The 16,408-nt window shown below is 44.7% G+C and carries 9 protein-coding genes and 4 pseudogenes; 10 read left to right on the forward strand and 3 right to left on the reverse strand.

What is annotated here, in order from left to right; translation table 11 throughout:
- Positions 1-10: 10 nt before the first annotated feature.
- The gene (locus tag NLX71_RS22870) at positions 11-3,889 is read left to right on the forward strand and encodes a non-ribosomal peptide synthetase (RefSeq protein WP_254366084.1); all 3,879 of its coding nucleotides are present in this window, start codon (positions 11-13) and stop codon (positions 3,887-3,889) included.
- Positions 3,890-3,961: 72 nt separating this feature from the next.
- On the opposite strand, the gene NLX71_RS22875 is transcribed toward NLX71_RS22870, so the two are convergent.
- A complete protein-coding gene (locus tag NLX71_RS22875; RefSeq protein ID WP_254366085.1) occupies positions 3,962-4,399 on the reverse strand; it encodes a JAB domain-containing protein in 438 nt (145 codons plus the stop codon).
- 361 nt (positions 4,400-4,760) lie between these two features.
- Between NLX71_RS22875 and NLX71_RS22880 the strand changes: the two genes are divergently transcribed.
- The 8 genes and pseudogenes from NLX71_RS22880 (at position 4,761) to NLX71_RS22910 (ending at position 13,648) form a co-directional block, all read left to right on the forward strand.
- Positions 4,761-5,120 carry a helix-turn-helix domain-containing protein gene (locus NLX71_RS22880; RefSeq protein WP_254366086.1) on the forward strand — a complete coding sequence of 120 codons (360 nt, stop codon included), beginning with the start codon at positions 4,761-4,763 and terminating at the stop codon, positions 5,118-5,120.
- Positions 5,121-5,132: 12 nt separating this feature from the next.
- A pseudogene (locus NLX71_RS27135) lies at positions 5,133-5,231 on the forward strand (restriction endonuclease subunit S); the annotation flags it as partial.
- Positions 5,232-5,262: 31 nt separating this feature from the next.
- Positions 5,263-6,855 carry a type I restriction-modification system subunit M gene (locus tag NLX71_RS22885; RefSeq protein WP_254366087.1) on the forward strand — a complete coding sequence of 531 codons (1,593 nt, stop codon included), beginning with the start codon at positions 5,263-5,265 and terminating at the stop codon, positions 6,853-6,855.
- A pseudogene (locus tag NLX71_RS22890) lies at positions 6,845-7,516 on the forward strand (restriction endonuclease subunit S); the annotation flags it as partial. The gene NLX71_RS22885 and the pseudogene NLX71_RS22890, both read left to right, overlap by 11 nt.
- A gap of 263 nt (positions 7,517-7,779) precedes the next feature.
- Positions 7,780-9,081, forward strand: coding sequence for an IS1380 family transposase (locus NLX71_RS22895; protein WP_254366090.1), 1,302 nt, complete (start codon positions 7,780-7,782; stop codon positions 9,079-9,081).
- Between the two features lie 243 nt (positions 9,082-9,324).
- Positions 9,325-9,669: a restriction endonuclease subunit S gene (locus tag NLX71_RS22900; RefSeq protein WP_254366096.1), complete on the forward strand. Its 345-nt coding sequence runs from the start codon at positions 9,325-9,327 to the stop codon at positions 9,667-9,669.
- Positions 9,670-9,692: 23 nt separating this feature from the next.
- Positions 9,693-12,829: pseudogene (locus tag NLX71_RS22905) on the forward strand (type I restriction endonuclease subunit R).
- 12 nt (positions 12,830-12,841) lie between these two features.
- Positions 12,842-13,648, forward strand: a complete 807-nt coding sequence (locus NLX71_RS22910) for a hypothetical protein (protein ID WP_254366092.1) — start codon at positions 12,842-12,844, stop codon at positions 13,646-13,648.
- Positions 13,649-13,717: 69 nt separating this feature from the next.
- Here the strand turns inward: NLX71_RS22910 and NLX71_RS22915 are convergent.
- Together NLX71_RS22915 and NLX71_RS22920 are read right to left on the reverse strand one after the other, a co-directional pair.
- Positions 13,718-14,017: pseudogene (locus NLX71_RS22915) on the reverse strand (Rpn family recombination-promoting nuclease/putative transposase); the annotation flags it as partial.
- A gap of 175 nt (positions 14,018-14,192) precedes the next feature.
- Positions 14,193-15,221 carry a DNA-binding protein gene (locus NLX71_RS22920; RefSeq protein ID WP_254366093.1) on the reverse strand — a complete coding sequence of 343 codons (1,029 nt, stop codon included), beginning with the start codon at positions 15,219-15,221 and terminating at the stop codon, positions 14,193-14,195.
- Positions 15,222-15,635: 414 nt separating this feature from the next.
- Between NLX71_RS22920 and NLX71_RS22925 the strand changes: the two genes are divergently transcribed.
- The gene (locus tag NLX71_RS22925; RefSeq protein WP_254366095.1) at positions 15,636-16,199 is read left to right on the forward strand and encodes a DUF4878 domain-containing protein; all 564 of its coding nucleotides are present in this window, start codon (positions 15,636-15,638) and stop codon (positions 16,197-16,199) included.
- The last annotated feature ends 209 nt before the right edge of the window (positions 16,200-16,408 follow it).

A 16,408-nucleotide genomic window follows, 5' to 3' on the forward strand; every position in this document is an offset into this window, starting at 1 on the left:
GGAGATGTCTATGAATCCAAAGGACAAAATCAAAAAAATCTACCCGCTGGCTCCTTCGCAAGAAGGGATGTATTATTTCTGGCTCTCGGATAAGGAGTCCCGGCTGTCTTTTGTACAGATCGAGGCGGTGCTGCGGGGAGAGCTCGACGTCTCCCTGCTGGAGCAAAGCATGAACGCCCTCGTGAAGCGCTACGATATCCTGAGAACGGTATTCGTCCACGAGAATTTGCCGCGTCCGCTGCAGGTGGTGATGAAGGAACGGAAGTTCCGCCTGCGCTTCGAAGACGTGTCGGAGCTGTCGAAGGAATCGCAGGAGGCGTATCTGCGCCGATGGAAGCAGGCGAACAAAGCGCAGGGCTTCGACCTCGCCAAAGATTTTCTCGTCCGAATGGCCGTGTTTCGGACAAGTCCGCTAGAGTACCGTTGGATCTGGTGCAATCACCATATTATTTTGGACGGTTGGTCGTTCGGTCGGGTGTTCCGGGAGCTGCTGGACAATTACCGCCTGCTGCAAGACAAGCGGGAGCCTGTGACCGTGGAAGCGTCCCCTTACAGCCATTATCTGGAGTGGCTGGAGAGACAAGATAAGGAAGCGGGGATCGCGTATTGGCAAAAGACGTTGGCCGGATTGGAGCGGTCCCGGAGCGGCTTTCCTGTGATCAAGCAGGCCCACGCTTCCGCTTCGGGCTCTGCAGGCAAGTCAGCCGTTAAGTCTGTGCTCAAGAGCGTCAACGCGGAGCTGGGTTCAGCCCGGCTGGACCGGTTGCAGCGTCTCGCCGGAGCGTGTCAGGCGACGATCAATTCTGTGTTTCAGGCGGCATGGGCGATTGTGCTCCGGCAGTACATGCAGAGCGACGATGTCGTGTTCGGCTCTGTCGTATCGGGAAGGCCTGCCGAGGTGAAGGGGATTGAAGAGATGGTGGGGCTCTTCCTCAATACGATCCCTGTCCGTATCCGGCTGCAGCCCGGGCAGACCTTCGCCGAATGCCTCAAGCAGGTGCAGCGGCAATCGCTGGAGTCGAAGGCGTACGATTTTGTCCCCCTGCAGGAGATGAATCAGGCGACCGATGTGAAGTATCGTCTGCTGGATCATCTGATGATCTTCGAAAATTTCCCCCTCGACCGGAGGTACGTGGACAATGTCGAGTCGAAGGACGGCTTAGGCTTCGAGTTCGCGGATTTTTGCGCCGCAGAGGAGACGCAGCAATTCAATGTCTACGTCTATCCGCAGGAAGCCGCCGTGAAGTTTAACTTCAACGCGTCGTTGTATGAGCCGTGGCTGATGGAGCAGCTCAAGGACCAATTCATCGGCGTGCTGGATCAGATTATGGCGGACGAAAGCATCCCCATCGGCCGGATCGAAGTGCTGACGCCGGGGGATAAGCAGAAGCTGCTGGGAGGCTTTTTCCAGTCGGTCCGGTACGAGCAGGCGGATCGGACGCTTCATGTCTGCTTCGCGGATCAGGTCCGCAAGACGCCGGATCACCCGGCCTTAATCTGCGGCGCTCACACGCTGACGTACCGCGAGCTGCACGAGCGTTCCAATCAACTGGCCCATGTGCTGCGGAGCAGAGGGGTGCAGCCTGACGACCGCATTGGTATGCGCGCGGAACGTTCCGTGGAGATGATCGCAGGCATGCTTGGCATCCTGAAAGCGGGCGCGGCCTTCGTCCCGATCCCGCCGGACTATCCGGCCGACCGGCAAGCCTATATGATCGCCGACAGCGGCATGAAGCTGCTGCTGACGACTTCGCCGCTGGGGGAGATTTCTTTTGCCGGGGAATGCATCAATCTCAGGGACCCGGAGCTTGACCGCGCCGACCGGGAGGAGCTGTTGTCGCTTTCGAGCAGCCACCATTTGGCTTATGTGATCTACACCTCCGGGACGACCGGGAAGCCGAAAGGCGTCTTGATCGAGCATCAGGGAGTGGTCAATACGGTTCTGGCTCGCCAAGTGGAATACCCGTTCGACGGGACGGCCCGGGTGCTTCAATTGTACTCGTATGCGTTCGACGCCTTCCTGTCCTGCTTGTTTACCCCGCTGCTGTCGGGCTCGACGGTGGTGCTGTCCACGGATGAGGAAGCGCGGAATCCGCTGGCGCTACGCGACCATATTCGCGACCGGCAGGTGACGCATCTCGACTGCGTGCCCAGTGTGTATACGGCGCTGGTCGAATGTCTCGGCAAGGAGGACGCCCGTTCCTTACGCGTGGTGACGTTGGGCGGGGAACGGCTGCCCGCCAAGCTGGTGAGGCGGAGCAGGAAGCGGTTCCCGCATATCGAGCTGGTGGACGAATACGGTCCGACGGAGAACAGCATCGTGACGACGCTGGAGCGGAACGTCGCGCCGGACCGCCCTTTATCTATCGGCAAGCCGCTGCCCAACACCCGCGTCTATGTATTGAACGACGAACACGGCTTGGTCCCGGTTGGCGTGAAGGGCGAGCTGTGGATCGCGGGCAGGGGGCTGGCGAGAGGCTATCTGAATCTCCCGGAGCGGGCGGCCGCGTCGTTCACGGCCGATCCGTTCTATCCCGGGGAGCGCATGTACCGTTCTGGAGACCTCGCCCGTTGGCTGCCGGATGGGCGGCTGGAGTATATGGGAAGAAAAGACGAGCAGGTCAAAATCCGGGGCTACCGCATCGAGCTCGGAGAGATCGAAAGCGTGCTTAGGAGCCATGAGCGGCTGAACGACGCAGCGGTGACGGCCTGGGACGGGGCGAGCGGCGATACCGTGCTGTGCGTCTATTACGTTTCTGCGGCCCCGGTCTCTGCGGAAGAGCTTAAGGCGTTTGTCGCGGCGCGATTGCCGGCTTTCATGGCGCCGTCTCATTATACGGAGCTCAGCGAGATGCCGCTGTCGTCCAATGGCAAAATCGACCGCGGGGCGTTGCCGCAGCCCAACGTGACGGCTCGGGAATCGTCGGAGGCGCAGGCGCAGGCCATCCCGAGCAATCCGTGGGAGCAACGGCTGGCGGTTGTGTGCGGGGAAATTTTGGAGAGGCCGGAGATTGGCGTCACGGACGATTTCTTCGAAGCGGGCGGCAGCTCGCTCCATGCGATGCTTCTCGTGTCGCGGGTCCAGCACGATTATCGGGCGGAGCTTCCGCTGCACGTCATTTTGGAGTCGTCCACGATCCGGGGGATGGCCGCCTTTTTGATGGATAACAACAAGGCGGAGCCTCTTCCCATCGTACGGTTGAACAAAAAGGATCGGCGCAAAACGCTTTTCTGCTTCCCGCCGATGGGCGGTCTCGGGATCGCGTATTATGAGTTCGCCAAGCAGATGGACGACTGCACGATCTATGCGTTGGATTATATCGATCATCCCGACCGGATGGAGCGCTATGTGAAGCTGATTTCCGCTGCGCAGAGGGAGGGCGATTATACGTTCCTGGGCTACTCCGCCGGAGGGAATCTGGCGTTCGAGGTGACCAAAGCGATGGAGGCGGCCGGGTACCGCGTATCCGATGTCATTATGCTGGACGCTTACCGGAGGAGCGAGCCCGTGGCCGATGATACGTTGCAAGAGTTGTGGGAGAGGTTTATCGCCACCCCCGCGATTCGCGAGTTCTATAAAAATTTTCGCATCAACGAACAAGATCTGGAGCGCTTGAAGCAATATTTCTTCTATATTTATTTGCTGGATAATATCGGCACGGTCCAAGCGGACCTGCATGTCGTTCATTCCTCGCAGCCGGAGGACGAGCTTCATCATCCGCCAGTGGATGAGGCCGAGCAACAGTACTGGAATTGGCAAGGGGCCACTTCGGGCCGGGTGGCGTATTATCAGGGCGTCGGGGGACACGAACGGATGCTGGAACCCGAGCATATGCAGGCGAATGTGGGGATTATTAAGGGTATTTTGGGGTCGGCGGTTGTGCGGTAAGGCAGGCAGGCTTGAAGGCTCGCATCGGGGGTTCGCTCCCGGTGCGGGTTTTCTTTTTGCGGGGGGCGCGGGCTACATGAGCCCGTTTTCCCGTAGGCTGAAATGCTTTCCGTCCGCGACGATAATATGGTCCAGCAGCTCGATGCCGAGGATTTCTCCGGCGTTTTTTACTCGTTCGGTCAGCTCTAAGTCTTCCTGCGACGGTGTCGTGTCTCCGCTCGGGTGGGCATGGGCCAGAATGATGCTGGCGCTGTTGCTCAATATGGCGGATTTGAACACTTCCCTCGGCGTGACGAGTGCCGCATCAAGGGTTCCGATGGAGACGACTTCGAGCGCGGTTATTGTGTTTCTGATGCTTAGGCAGATGAGCAGGCAGTATTCGCGATCGACGTCGCTTAGGTACTCCGTTACGAGCTTATACGCGTCTTCGGGGCAGCGGATTTTGTTGGTTTTATAAGGGAATGTCGATTCGCGAACCATGCGTAAGCTGATCACGTTGAGCCGTTTCATCGTGGTTGGCTCCGAGTGAGTATGGTGGGTAAATTCATTTCTTCAAGCAACCTTTCTAATGAAAATGTTGTAAGCAGTTTGTATTCTGTAAAAAGAATTAAAGGCTACTGATACGTTGATACTCGTAATTACGTCAAGTAGGTTAAAGTGTAGCTGGCGCTTACTTCAATGAGTTTGTGACTAAGGCTGGGGTTGTGAAGGCCTTCTTTGTCGCTGTTTCCTCGCACATTAATAAGTCAACCTAGATGTGGTATAATTGGGAGAGAAAAATACTGCACATTTCCAATTATACTCGTATTTACGAGAAAGTAAATATATTTTTCGTATTTACGAGTTAATTGTTATAAAAAAGGGTGTACCTATGGAAAAATTCGTGTCCTCAAAAGAAATTGTCGAACGTATTGAATATTTGATTGAATCCAACAACATTCCCAAGGGTGATTTTCTGAAGGAAATGGGAATTAGCTCGGGCAACATGGGGGATTGGAAAAGTGAGCGGTCGACCCCCAACATCCATAAACTGGTTAGAGTCGCGGAGTATTTTAAAACCTCCTTGGATTGGTTGGTTACTGGTAAAGACCGATCTGCAAAAGAGGGCGACTTGCTGGGAGAAAGTATCCAAGCGAGCGACTCTGTTCATGAGCTTTCGGAGGATGAACAGGCGTTTATCCGTGAGTATATTGAATTTACTGGTTATCGGAAGCAGGGTAAGAGGGAATAAAAGTTTGCGTAAAAATCATACTCAATGAAAAAGCAAATGGCAATTTCCATGCAAGGAAGTACTGTGCCTAAATTAACTCCAGCGATACTAAAAGAGCTGGAAATCAAGCTGGACCAACAATAGACAAAGTGAGGAATGCAACATGGCTGAATTAAACTCAAGATTATTTAGTGCCGCAGACAACCTGCGAAGCAAGATGGATGCATCGGAATACAAAAACTACTTATTAGGATTGATCTTTTACAAGTACTTATCTGATAAGTTATTAGAAAAAGTAGTTGAAATAGCAGATGAATCGTTAGAAGAATACAACACACAAGAAAAGCAAACTCAATTGTATAGGGATTTATTAGCAGATAGAGAGATAAAAAATGACTTGATTGAAACATTAGTGGATACATTAAATTATGATATTGAACCACAGTATTTATTTAATGTATTAGCCACTCAAGCCAAACAAAACACGTTTCAGTTGAATGACTTGAATAAAGCCTTTATCGATTTGTCTACGAAATATGATCAATTTAATGGATTGTTTGATGATGTGGATTTGAAATCAAAAAAATTGGGATCAGATGATCAACAGCGAAACATTACCATTACAGAAGTACTGAAGAAACTAAATAATATCGATGTGATGGGACATAATGGCGATGTCATTGGGGATGCCTATGAGTTCCTAATTGGTCAATTTGCCTCAGAGGCTGGTAAGAAGGCTGGAGAATTCTATACACCTCATGAAGTTTCTGACATGATGGCTCGTATTGCTGCAATCGGTCAAGAAGACAAAAAATTGTTTAGCGTATTTGACCCAACGATGGGCTCAGGTTCCTTAATGTTGAATATTCGAAACTATATTAACCATCCAGATAGTGTAAAGTATCATGGGCAAGAACTAAATACTACGACCTATAATCTAGCAAAGATGAACTTGATCTTGCATGGTGTTAATAAAGAAGATATGCGTTTACACAATGGAGATACATTGAACAAAGATTGGCCGACAGATGAGCCTTATACTTTTGATGCTGTCCTTATGAATCCACCCTACTCTGCTAAATGGTCCGCAGATGAAACATTCTTAGATGATTCGCGCTTCAATCGTTACGGGAAGTTAGCGCCACAATCAAAAGCTGACTTTGCTTTTCTTTTACATGGGTTCTATCATTTGAAAGATTCGGGAACAATGGCCATCGTCTTACCGCATGGGGTACTGTTCCGTGGGGCTGCAGAAGGTGTGATTCGAAAGAAATTATTGGAAGATGGCAGTATATATGCCGTCATTGGTATGCCAGCAAACTTATTCTTTGGTACATCGATTCCAACAACAGTCATCATCTTGAAGAAAAATCGTAGCACTCGTGATGTGTTATTTATTGATGCAAGTAAGGAGTTTGTTAAAGGAAAGAACCAAAATAAACTTTCCAAAGAACATATTGATAAGATTGTCGAAACGTATAAGAAGCGAGAGAATGTGGAGAAATATGCCCACATTGTAACCTTTGATGAAATTAAAGAGAATGATTTCAATTTGAACATTCCTCGATACGTAGACAACTTTGAGGAAGAAACGTCTGTTGATATGGCTACAATTGGCTCAACAATTCAAAAGATTCGAAAAGAAAAAGCAGATCTAGAATCTAGCTTATATGACAGGATTTTTTCGCTACAATTTGATGAAGAAAATGCTGAATGGATTAAGGGTGCATTAGAGGTGTTTAATCGTGAGAAATAAGAATACACCAGAAATCCGATTTCCAGAATATAGTGGGGGTTGGGAAGAGCGTAAGATCGGAGAATTTTTAAAAGAAAGTAGAATACCAGGAACAAATGGTCTTGAGGCAAAAAAATTAACAGTAAAACTTTGGGGAAGAGGCGTCATTCCAAAAGATGAAATTTATCAAGGAAGTGAAGAAACCAAATACTATATTCGGAAAGCAGGCCAATTTATTTATGGGAAGTTAGATTTTCTCCATCAAGCTTTTGGAATTATTCCTGATAAGCTAGATGGCTATGAATCAACATTAGATTCACCTGCGTTTGATATCGCAGATAATCTTAACTCATTTTTCTTTCTTGAATATGTATCAAGAAAACAATTTTACCTGTATCAAGGAACAATTGCTAATGGTTCTCGAAAAGCTAAAAGAATTCACTCAGAAACATTTTTAGAGATGCCTCTGATAGTTCCAACAGTGGAAGAACAAACTGATATAGGAAATTTCTTTAAAAATCTAGACGATACAATCGCTCTTCATCAGCAAGAACTAAGCATCCTCAAACAAACAAAACAGGGATTCTTGCAAAAAATGTTTCCAAAAGAAGGCGAGTCCGTGCCAGAGGTTCGTTTCTCAGGATTTACTAGAGAATGGGAACAGCGTAAGTTGGGAGATTTAATAAACACTATGCATGGTGGCGCATCAATTGCTCCTGATGATTATCAAGAAGAGGGTGTACCAACTGTCCCCAAAGGTGCTGTAAATTCTTCTGGAATTGCTGATTTATCTGGAAGTAAATTTGTATCAGAAGATTTTTATCAAAAAAATATAAACCCGGATTTCGAAAGTACGACTCTATGAAAACGTGAAAAGGGCTCCGAATCTTTGGTAGAATGGTGTTTGTCCAAACAACATCAGCCAAAGAGAGGAGCACCTTTAAGGTGAAGTCTAACACATCCATTAGTAAAATCAAGAGCGAATTTTCACTGCAAAACGCAACAAGCTTCGGAGGCGTCAAAATCTTTCTGGCCTATCTCGAAAAAATCAAGCTGGCGCAAGCGATGAGCAGCCTCTCCGGCGGCAAAGCGCACAATTCGATTTTCCCTATTCATCGCATTCTGCTCTATCTCGTCGTAGGTTGGATGCTTGGCTGCGAGCGGATTTTTCATTTTCGCAAACTGCAACATGACGCCTTGCTGAACCGTTTCCTAGGCGGACGTTGTCCGCATTATAGCTTGTTGTATAAGGAACTGGGAAGGCTAGGCCGGTCGTGTCCGCAACTGGCGACTGAGCTGCGGGCGCTCAATCAGGAAATCATCCGTCCCTGCTTGCCGGTTAACATCATTCTCGATCTGGATTCCACGGTAGAGACAGTATACGGCCATCAGGCCGGTGCAGCCAAGGGCGCCAATCCGCACAAGCCCGGTCGCAAGAGCTACCATCCGCTGCTGGCCTTTGAAGGACAAACCCGCTTGAATCTGAATGCGGTCCTTCGGCCGGGCAACACTCATTCCTCCACCAACGCCGCTGACTTCCTGCAGCAAACCTTCGAGCTTCTTGGCGAGCGCAAGGTGAAGTATGCCCGGTTTGACAAAGGCTTTGGCGGCGAAGACTTCTATAGCATGTGGGAAAGCAAAGGAATCGGTTACGTCGGCAAGCTCAAATGGACCGAACGGCTTTCCAAGGAAGTTCAGGCTTGCCGCTATTGGACACGTTATGTCGACGGAGAGTGGATCATCGAAGGAATTACCTTGATCTACAAAGCAACGTCCTGGAAGAAGGCTCGCCGTGTGGCGGTGATCCGCAAGGCGCAAGCGTTCGAAAACGATCAAGGCCGATTCGTGTTTGATACAGACTGGCAATACGAAGCGATCGTCACCAACCTGGAGTGGGAGCCAATTGATCTGTGGCGCTTCTACAACCAGCGCTGCTGTATGGAAAACTACATCAAGGAAGTCAAGAACGGATTCTCCATCGATCGCATCGCCACAAGCGATTTTAAAGCAAATGAACTGGACTTGCTAATCAAACTGCTTGCCTATAATCTGTTTGAACGCTTCAAGCGCGATTGCTGCGAGCCGGTTCATCGGGGATACTCGATTGCCAGATTCCGTTTGGAATTCTTCCACTGTGCCGCTACGATCATCCACCACAGTCGAGCCGTTGTGCTCAAGCTGGCAAAAAACTTTGCCAACCGGTACGCATGGAAGCGCATTGAGGCGAGAGTGACCCTACTGGAATGACGATTCCCATAATCTAACATGGAAACCGCGCAGCCTCTTGAATGGGGAAGGGGAAGAACTATCCACAATTTATGAAATGGACTCTAACACGCTGGGAAATACCCTTCTTTTTACAGTGTACATGACGCTCGTTTTATGTACGAACCTTGCTACAAAGCACTTTCGAAATTTCGGATAAAAACAAGTGTTTATTCAGGTGACTTGGTAACTTCCCTCAGAGACTTAGTACCAACGGCTCCCAATATGGGAAGAATTGTTAAATTAATTGGGGATAGTAAAGAATATTTAATGCCACAAGGAGTTTATTGTTTGCTACTTGAAGAAGGCGTTGATGAGAACTTCATAATTGCTTTTTCAAATTCGGATAAATTTCGGAAAATTATTTCACAAGAGAAAAATGGTTCAACTCAAGTCCATATCCGAAATTCAGAGTATTTAGGAATTAAGCTAAAGGCTCCAGACAGTGAAGAACAAACCCAAATAGGCAACTTTTTCAAACAACTTGACGATACAATCGCTCTTCATCAACGCGAATTAGATGCTTTAAAAGAAACGAAAAAAGCATTCCTACAAAAGATGTTTGTCTAAGCAAATAGAAGAGAGGAAGAACCATGACGAAGATACCTCATAATACTGAAGCTGAAGTAGAACGTCGCCTGATTGAAGTGTTAGGGGAAGGGCGCAATCAATGGAGCTATCGTCCAGATTTAAAATCAGAAGAAGACCTGTGGAAGAACTTACGTCAAAAAATTACGCAAAACAACTTATCAGAAATTGGAGATCGTCCAATTTCTGATAAAGAATTTGACAATATTAAAACAGAATTATTATTGAAAACACAGACCCCCTTCGATGCTGCTAGATGGCTCAAAGGGGAGAATGGAATTGCCCGTATTACGATTGAACGTGAAGATGTATCTTTAGGTTCGATGTCTTTAGTGCTATATTCCAATCAAGACATTGGTGGCGGAATCTCTACATATGAAGTCGTTCATCAGATTGCGAAACAAAAGGCAAACGTTGATGATCGTGATCGCCGATTTGACGTGACACTCTTAATCAATGGGTTACCTATTGTTCAAATTGAATTGAAGCAAGTCAGTGCCAAGGACGGCGTATTCCAAGCCTATAATCAAATTAAGAAATACGCAGAAGAAGGGATGTTTAGAAATAATATCTTCTCTACTCTTCAGATATTTGTCATTTCCAACGAACAAACGACTCGCTATTTTGCCAATGCGATGCCAAAAGACATGCATAAGAAATTTGTCTTTAGTTGGCGGACAACGGACAATCGAAAAGTAGAAAATCTCTATGAATTTGTGAAACAGGTCTTAAATATTCCAGATGCACATCGATTGATTGCCAATTATACGATCGTTAGCGAGGACCAAGACAACAAAACCTTAATGGTATTACAGCCTTATCAAATTCATGCGATTGAAGCCTTGTTTACATCTGCCATGAAACATGAATCTGGTCATGTGTGGCATGCGACTGGTTCAGGAAAAACGTTGACAAGTTTTGTTTCTACGAAATTATTAGCTCGTAAACCAGGTGTAGATCGTACCATTATGCTCATTGACCGAAAAGACTTGGACAATCAAACGACGACTGAATTCACCAAATTTGCTTCCGAGTTTAATACCGGTATCTCTTCTGGTAATGCCAAGTCTAATAGCCTGATTGTCGGAACCGGAAGTGCGAAAGAGCTGAGTAATACTCTACTATCTGATGCCAGTTCCAATACAGTGATTATCACCACTCGTCAAAAATTAGAAGCTGCCTTGCGCTATGCCCAAAGGCAAGAGGAACAAAAAGGCACCCAACGTTTTAAGAAACTGCTGGGGCAGCATATTGTCTTTGTCGTGGATGAATGCCATCGAGCGTTAAGTGCAGAAGGAATTTCCCAAATTCCACATGGTTTGGTTTTACGGGTACGCCGATATTCAAAGAAAATAAAAAACAAGCGAAAGGCCAATTAGCTCGCACCACTCGTGATCAATATGGAGAAGTTTTGCACACGTATACCATTAAGAATGCATTGGATGATGGGGCTGTTTTAGGGTTCCAAGTAGAGCATGAAGATACGATTGAACCTACATCATTAAATAATTATATTTTTAATCAACTTCGTCTAAATGAAAAATACGCTAATTTTAGTGATGATCAAATTAACGATATGATCGATCGAATGGATGGAATAGAGAAGGAAGCCCATCTTGAACCATCTACTTTCGAAAGTGATGAGCATATTCAAAAAGTCATTCATAAGATTTTCCGGCCTGATAATGCCTATATCAAATTTGATTTCCAAAACGGTCGCCCGCAAAAGTCTGCCATCTTAACAACAAGTTCCATTGATATGGCCAAACGCTACTATCAGGCAATCAAGGAAATGACCAAAGATCCAGAATGGTTGACGAAAGAATTTGCCGGACATCCAATCCGAACGGGGCGTACGATTGAAGATCCGGACTTCCCTCGGATTGCCGTCACCTATTCGATACAAGAAAACGAAGATAATTCCAAACAAATTCAAGATGAAATGAAAGAAATTATTAAGGACTATAACGATTATTATAATACAGCTTGGTCGATAGAAGATATTGAACGATATAATGGTGATATCAACAATCGTTTAGCTCGTAAGAAAGCAGAGTTCAAAGAATTTGGGAAACAAATTGATCTTGTCATTGTTGTTGATCGCTTATTGACTGGATTCGATGCACCCACGATTCAAACGTTATTTGTGGATCGAAATTTAAGTTATGCCAATTTGATTCAAGCCTTTTCTCGGACCAATCGTACCTATCCTGGGAAGGCAAAAGGATTAATTGTAACATTCCGAAAACCTTCGATGATGGAGCAAAATGTAAAGGACGCGACGAAGTTATATTCTGAAGCGCAAGAGGAATCCAAGCTTGTTTATCCAACTTATGATGAATCGAAGAAACGCTTCAAAAAAGCTCACAAAACACTGAAAACACTGGCGCCAAATCCAACCGACATTAACGAGCACTCTCCGCTTGAAACTCGGATTGAATTTGTGAAAGCTTTTCAAGAGCTAAATAATGCTTACGAAGCTTTGGTTACGTATGATGATTATAACGATGAAATGGAGAAATCAAAAGTCCTTCAAGAACAGGTCAAGACCTTAGAAGAATATTTTGGCGTGTACAACACGGTTAAGGGATCGCTAGTCGTTGAAGGGGAAGATGGACCTGACCCAAATTTTTCAGACATTGAATTCTATGGAGAAAATGCGGTTAAGATCTATGATATTGACTCAACCTATATTGACCGTTTATTAGAAACGTATTCAGCCAATAATCAGAATATCCGTGACGAGATCGAAAAAGCACTTCAAAAACTGAAAAAATCAGAAATTGTAAAAGAAGTATACCGTGCGATTTTAAACGCCATTGATGCTAAAGAAATAAATTCAGAGGAAGATACTTTTGTAGTGAAACGACGCTTCTTCACCGAATCCTATAATAAAGCGATTGGAGAATTTGCGAAAGCTTGGTTTGTGGATGAAGGGGAGCTGCATTCATCTGCTGTTCAATATGTAATAGGATCAGAGCCTATTCCAAATATCGGGGGAATTATTGACAGTAAGCAATTTGATAAGTTTAAAGCCGTACATCCAGATGCAAAACCGCTAAAATATGGACCAGAAATGAAGCGTCAGTGGAGAAAGACGTTAGATGAAGTCATTGTACCTTTGAAGGATGAATTGAGATAAAGGGGGAAAGAAATGAGGATTATTGACCACATTATAGAGGTTTATAAGAGTAACTCAAATCAATGGTTAGACTATAACGAGATTTACCAAAGACTTGATGTATCTATTTTTGGTCCTAATAAGCATGGAGAACGGGGAAAGAGAAACATCGTATATAGGTTACTTTTAAATTATTCTGATTTATTTGAGGTAGATGAGAACTATAGACCCAAGAAGTTTAGGTTAGCTCTCAATGAAACGGAACATGAAGATGTAAATTTAAAAAAGAAATACACTTCTGGAGAATCTCGTCTATTTCGTAATAATGAAGTGTTTCAAGAAGTGGCGTTTAGTATTGAAGAAGATTTTGAACAAGAGGTTCAAAAGAATCATAAATATATATTCGGTGAAAAGTCGCATTACTACGATATAAAGAAGAAAATTGGTAGCAGAATATGCGATGGATTTGTATACGATGAAGAATTAGGGAAGTTACTGGTCATTGAAAATGAACTTGTTATTCATGATTTATGGGGACACATAATTCCACAAATTATAGAATTTTTTAATGGTATGAATGACGAAAAGACCAAGATGAAATTAAAATACGAGGTGAAATGGAAAGAAGAACATAAATTATCCGTAATAGAGGCTATCGATAAAGCCTCTTATGAAATAGTTGTTGTTATAGATCAGATAACATTTGATATGAAAAAAGCTAGAAAAGACATCAACGAGTTACTAAAACACTTTACCCGGAATAATGATATAAGAATTTATTTTAAGCAATTTAAGGTTTTTTCATCCCCTTCTGGTGAGTTTCTTTACCAGATAACATGACGTAAAATATACATATGATTTGATCCAACCAAAAGAGCCATCTCGTTGTATTGATGGCTCCCCTCTTCTTTAATTTCTTTCCTTCAAAGCTAGTATTTCAGACTCAGGCAATCCCGAAGCTTTAGCGATAATGGAAATTTCCACACCATGTGCCAGAAGTTCTTTAGCCATTTCAAGAGCTTTCTTTCGCTCGCCGCGGGCTTCTCCTTCGGCCAATGCTCGTTCGATCATGGAAGCCTCGTCGTGAAGGAACTTTTGTCTATCCTCGTACAATCGGCGGGCTTCTGCATCCTGACTAAGAAACTCCAATGTATCCATGGCTTTCTTCAATACAGGTTCGTTCATCGTCAGCACCTCCCAATTGGATTTATAATTAAACAAAAGAGTCCCTGACCAGTCAAATTACTGGCGGGACTCTTATTTTCTTATCAGCCGCCCCATCCATTATGATCGAGCAATTGTACGGAAGGCTCCTGCGGCTGCGGTGGTACAATGATTCCACTTAACAAGACCAACCCCATTACTAAAGATAAAAACGCTTTCTTCATAAATCGAACACTCCTTCCACAATGTTTTTGTACCCGATTTTCTGTTGTTCAGTTACGTAATCACTATGTTCCCGGTATAATGAGACACATTTTTCAAAGCCCATGTAATAGTTCATTCTATGCGCCAAATAAAGGGCATATAACAATTCATCAATACCACCGACGATACGATTCTTATTAAAGTCATACTTGGCTTTCTCATACCAGAAATGAAATAATTGAGTTCCATTAATGTATGTTACCTCGGAATTTACAGGTGGAAGCCAAATTGAAAATTTGTTAATAATGTCGTCGGCATCAAAACGAAACTGGTTGGCTGATTCAACAACCGATAAAAGACTCGGTAAAATTTCCTCGCGGTTCTGATCCAAAAAATCTGACAATTCAGGGAGTACTTTGTTATTACCCGTTTTTAATTCGAGATTGTACATATTCGCCTTGCCCCAAATTCGAAACTTTTCAACCTCCTTTTTACCCGTTTCGTCAAGGCACTCGAACCACCCAAGGTCTGAATACGCTGCCACACATTTTTTTGCTTCTTCGTATCGCCCTTGCATGGTGAGGACAAAGCCCTTGATGCGTAGCCCATGACCATAATATACCACTAAATGCCGCTCGGTATGTAGGTTTTTAACAAATTTCTCTTTTTTTAATTCGTCATACACATTTTGGGCCGAAGCATAGAGTTCATTCCCATAGCGCTCTACCCTTTTCCAATCACCCAACGAGTAACATACATTCGCCGTCAGTAACAAAGCATCAAGTCGGGTATCCTCCGGCAATCGAGTGTAAAACGGTTCGAATTGTTCCAGCGCTTCCTTGTTTCCTTCCGAACTCACTCCGACAAGACATTGAAACAACCGCAAGTGGCACAGGAGGAAAGTTTGATCATTACAATCTGTTTCCCGATCAATGATATGACGGTACAGGGGTGCCGCTTCTGCTTTTTTCTCCTCCTTGAAAAGATGTTCCGCTGCATAAAAAAAATGGTCCTTCATTTCCTTTTCCAACCCTACATTTTTCATAAAACCCAAACACTCCCTTCTCTGGATACCATAATATTACATCTAGGAGTTTCAGATAGCAACATAGAGAATTTGAAGGATATTAAGCGATTATCGTCAAAAAATAGATGAAAATCAGAGAATAACAACACGATTTGACAATAACTTACAATTGATGACACGATTTTACACGAATTTTTATTTAATTCATTATATCATCAGACGATCTAGTGCTCCTAATTACTCATAAAAAGGTAATTTTGTCCTATTTAATCGATAGTGTAATTCGTGGTAATTTATAGGAGAAGAATCTAGTCGGCCGACCGTTGTTCAAAAATATCATTTGTAATAGTGCCTATCTTATTATATACACTAGAAAATTAATGTGGTAGAATTTGTATTGGAATTAAAATGTAATTTTGGGAGGCTGTAAAAGTGGTAAAAAGAACATTGGTGTCCTCGTGTTTGGCGTTTGCGCTGTTTGTACTTCCGGTATCATCATTTGCTGCGTCAAGTCAATCTATTGAGCCGTCCTCATCAAAAGAAGCATTGAGCGAGTACCTTAAAGCTGTACAAGCACAAGACGTGGATAAAGTCGCTTCTCTTGTCATTGATAAGAGGTTTTCTAACGATGAAGAAGAAAAAAAAGGTTATAAGGAGATGTTAAAATACAAGAGGGACCAATTTAATAAGCTTGAAATTTTGGAAGAATCGAACGTTTCTGCTGACGAGGTAAAATATGTTGTATCCGTGTCGGCAAAAGACGGAAGCGAAGAAAACATGCCCCTCACTACCAAGAAAGTAAACGGAAACTGGAGGGTTGTAATTACTCCAGACGATCAAACTAAAGATCCCAAGTACAAAAAGGTGAAGGAAGCAACTGAGAAAGAAGATGTAAAGGCAGATATTCAACTTTCTCCCGAGGTTTTCCAAGCTGTGTCTGAGGATAAAGATGCCCCAAGCGCAAAGCCTAATGTCCTCGGCCTTGATGAGTTATAACTGGTGGAATAGGCTTGAAAGTACTACTTTCTATTCCGACGCTACTTTTGACTTCTCAAAAAGTCAATTGCTACGTGAGCGTCAAATACTCACCACCTTTCAAGAACCTCAAGCTCATGAGAAAATGAAGGTATCTTGAACGGGAGGTTGCCTCATGAGTAAAAGAGATCAACGACAAAACGAGTGGGCGGAACGGATTGCAGCCTATC

It is taken from the genome of Paenibacillus sp. MZ04-78.2, assembly GCF_024213375.1.
Lineage (GTDB): Bacteria > Bacillota > Bacilli > Paenibacillales > NBRC-103111 > Paenibacillus_G.

What these genes read in the sequence shown, in the direction of transcription:
- NLX71_RS22870 (WP_254366084.1), top strand. Translation starts at nt 11, where the DNA reads ATGAATCCAAAGGACAAAATCAAAAAAATCTACCCGCTGGCTCCTTCG.
- NLX71_RS22875 (WP_254366085.1), bottom strand. Translation starts at nt 4,399, where the DNA reads ATGAAACGGCTCAACGTGATCAGCTTACGCATGGTTCGCGAATCGACA.
- NLX71_RS22880 (WP_254366086.1), top strand. Translation starts at nt 4,761, where the DNA reads ATGGAAAAATTCGTGTCCTCAAAAGAAATTGTCGAACGTATTGAATAT.
- NLX71_RS22885 (WP_254366087.1), top strand. Translation starts at nt 5,263, where the DNA reads ATGGCTGAATTAAACTCAAGATTATTTAGTGCCGCAGACAACCTGCGA.
- NLX71_RS22900 (WP_254366096.1), top strand. Translation starts at nt 9,325, where the DNA reads ATGGGAAGAATTGTTAAATTAATTGGGGATAGTAAAGAATATTTAATG.
- NLX71_RS22910 (WP_254366092.1), top strand. Translation starts at nt 12,842, where the DNA reads ATGAGGATTATTGACCACATTATAGAGGTTTATAAGAGTAACTCAAAT.
- NLX71_RS22920 (WP_254366093.1), bottom strand. Translation starts at nt 15,221, where the DNA reads ATGAAAAATGTAGGGTTGGAAAAGGAAATGAAGGACCATTTTTTTTAT.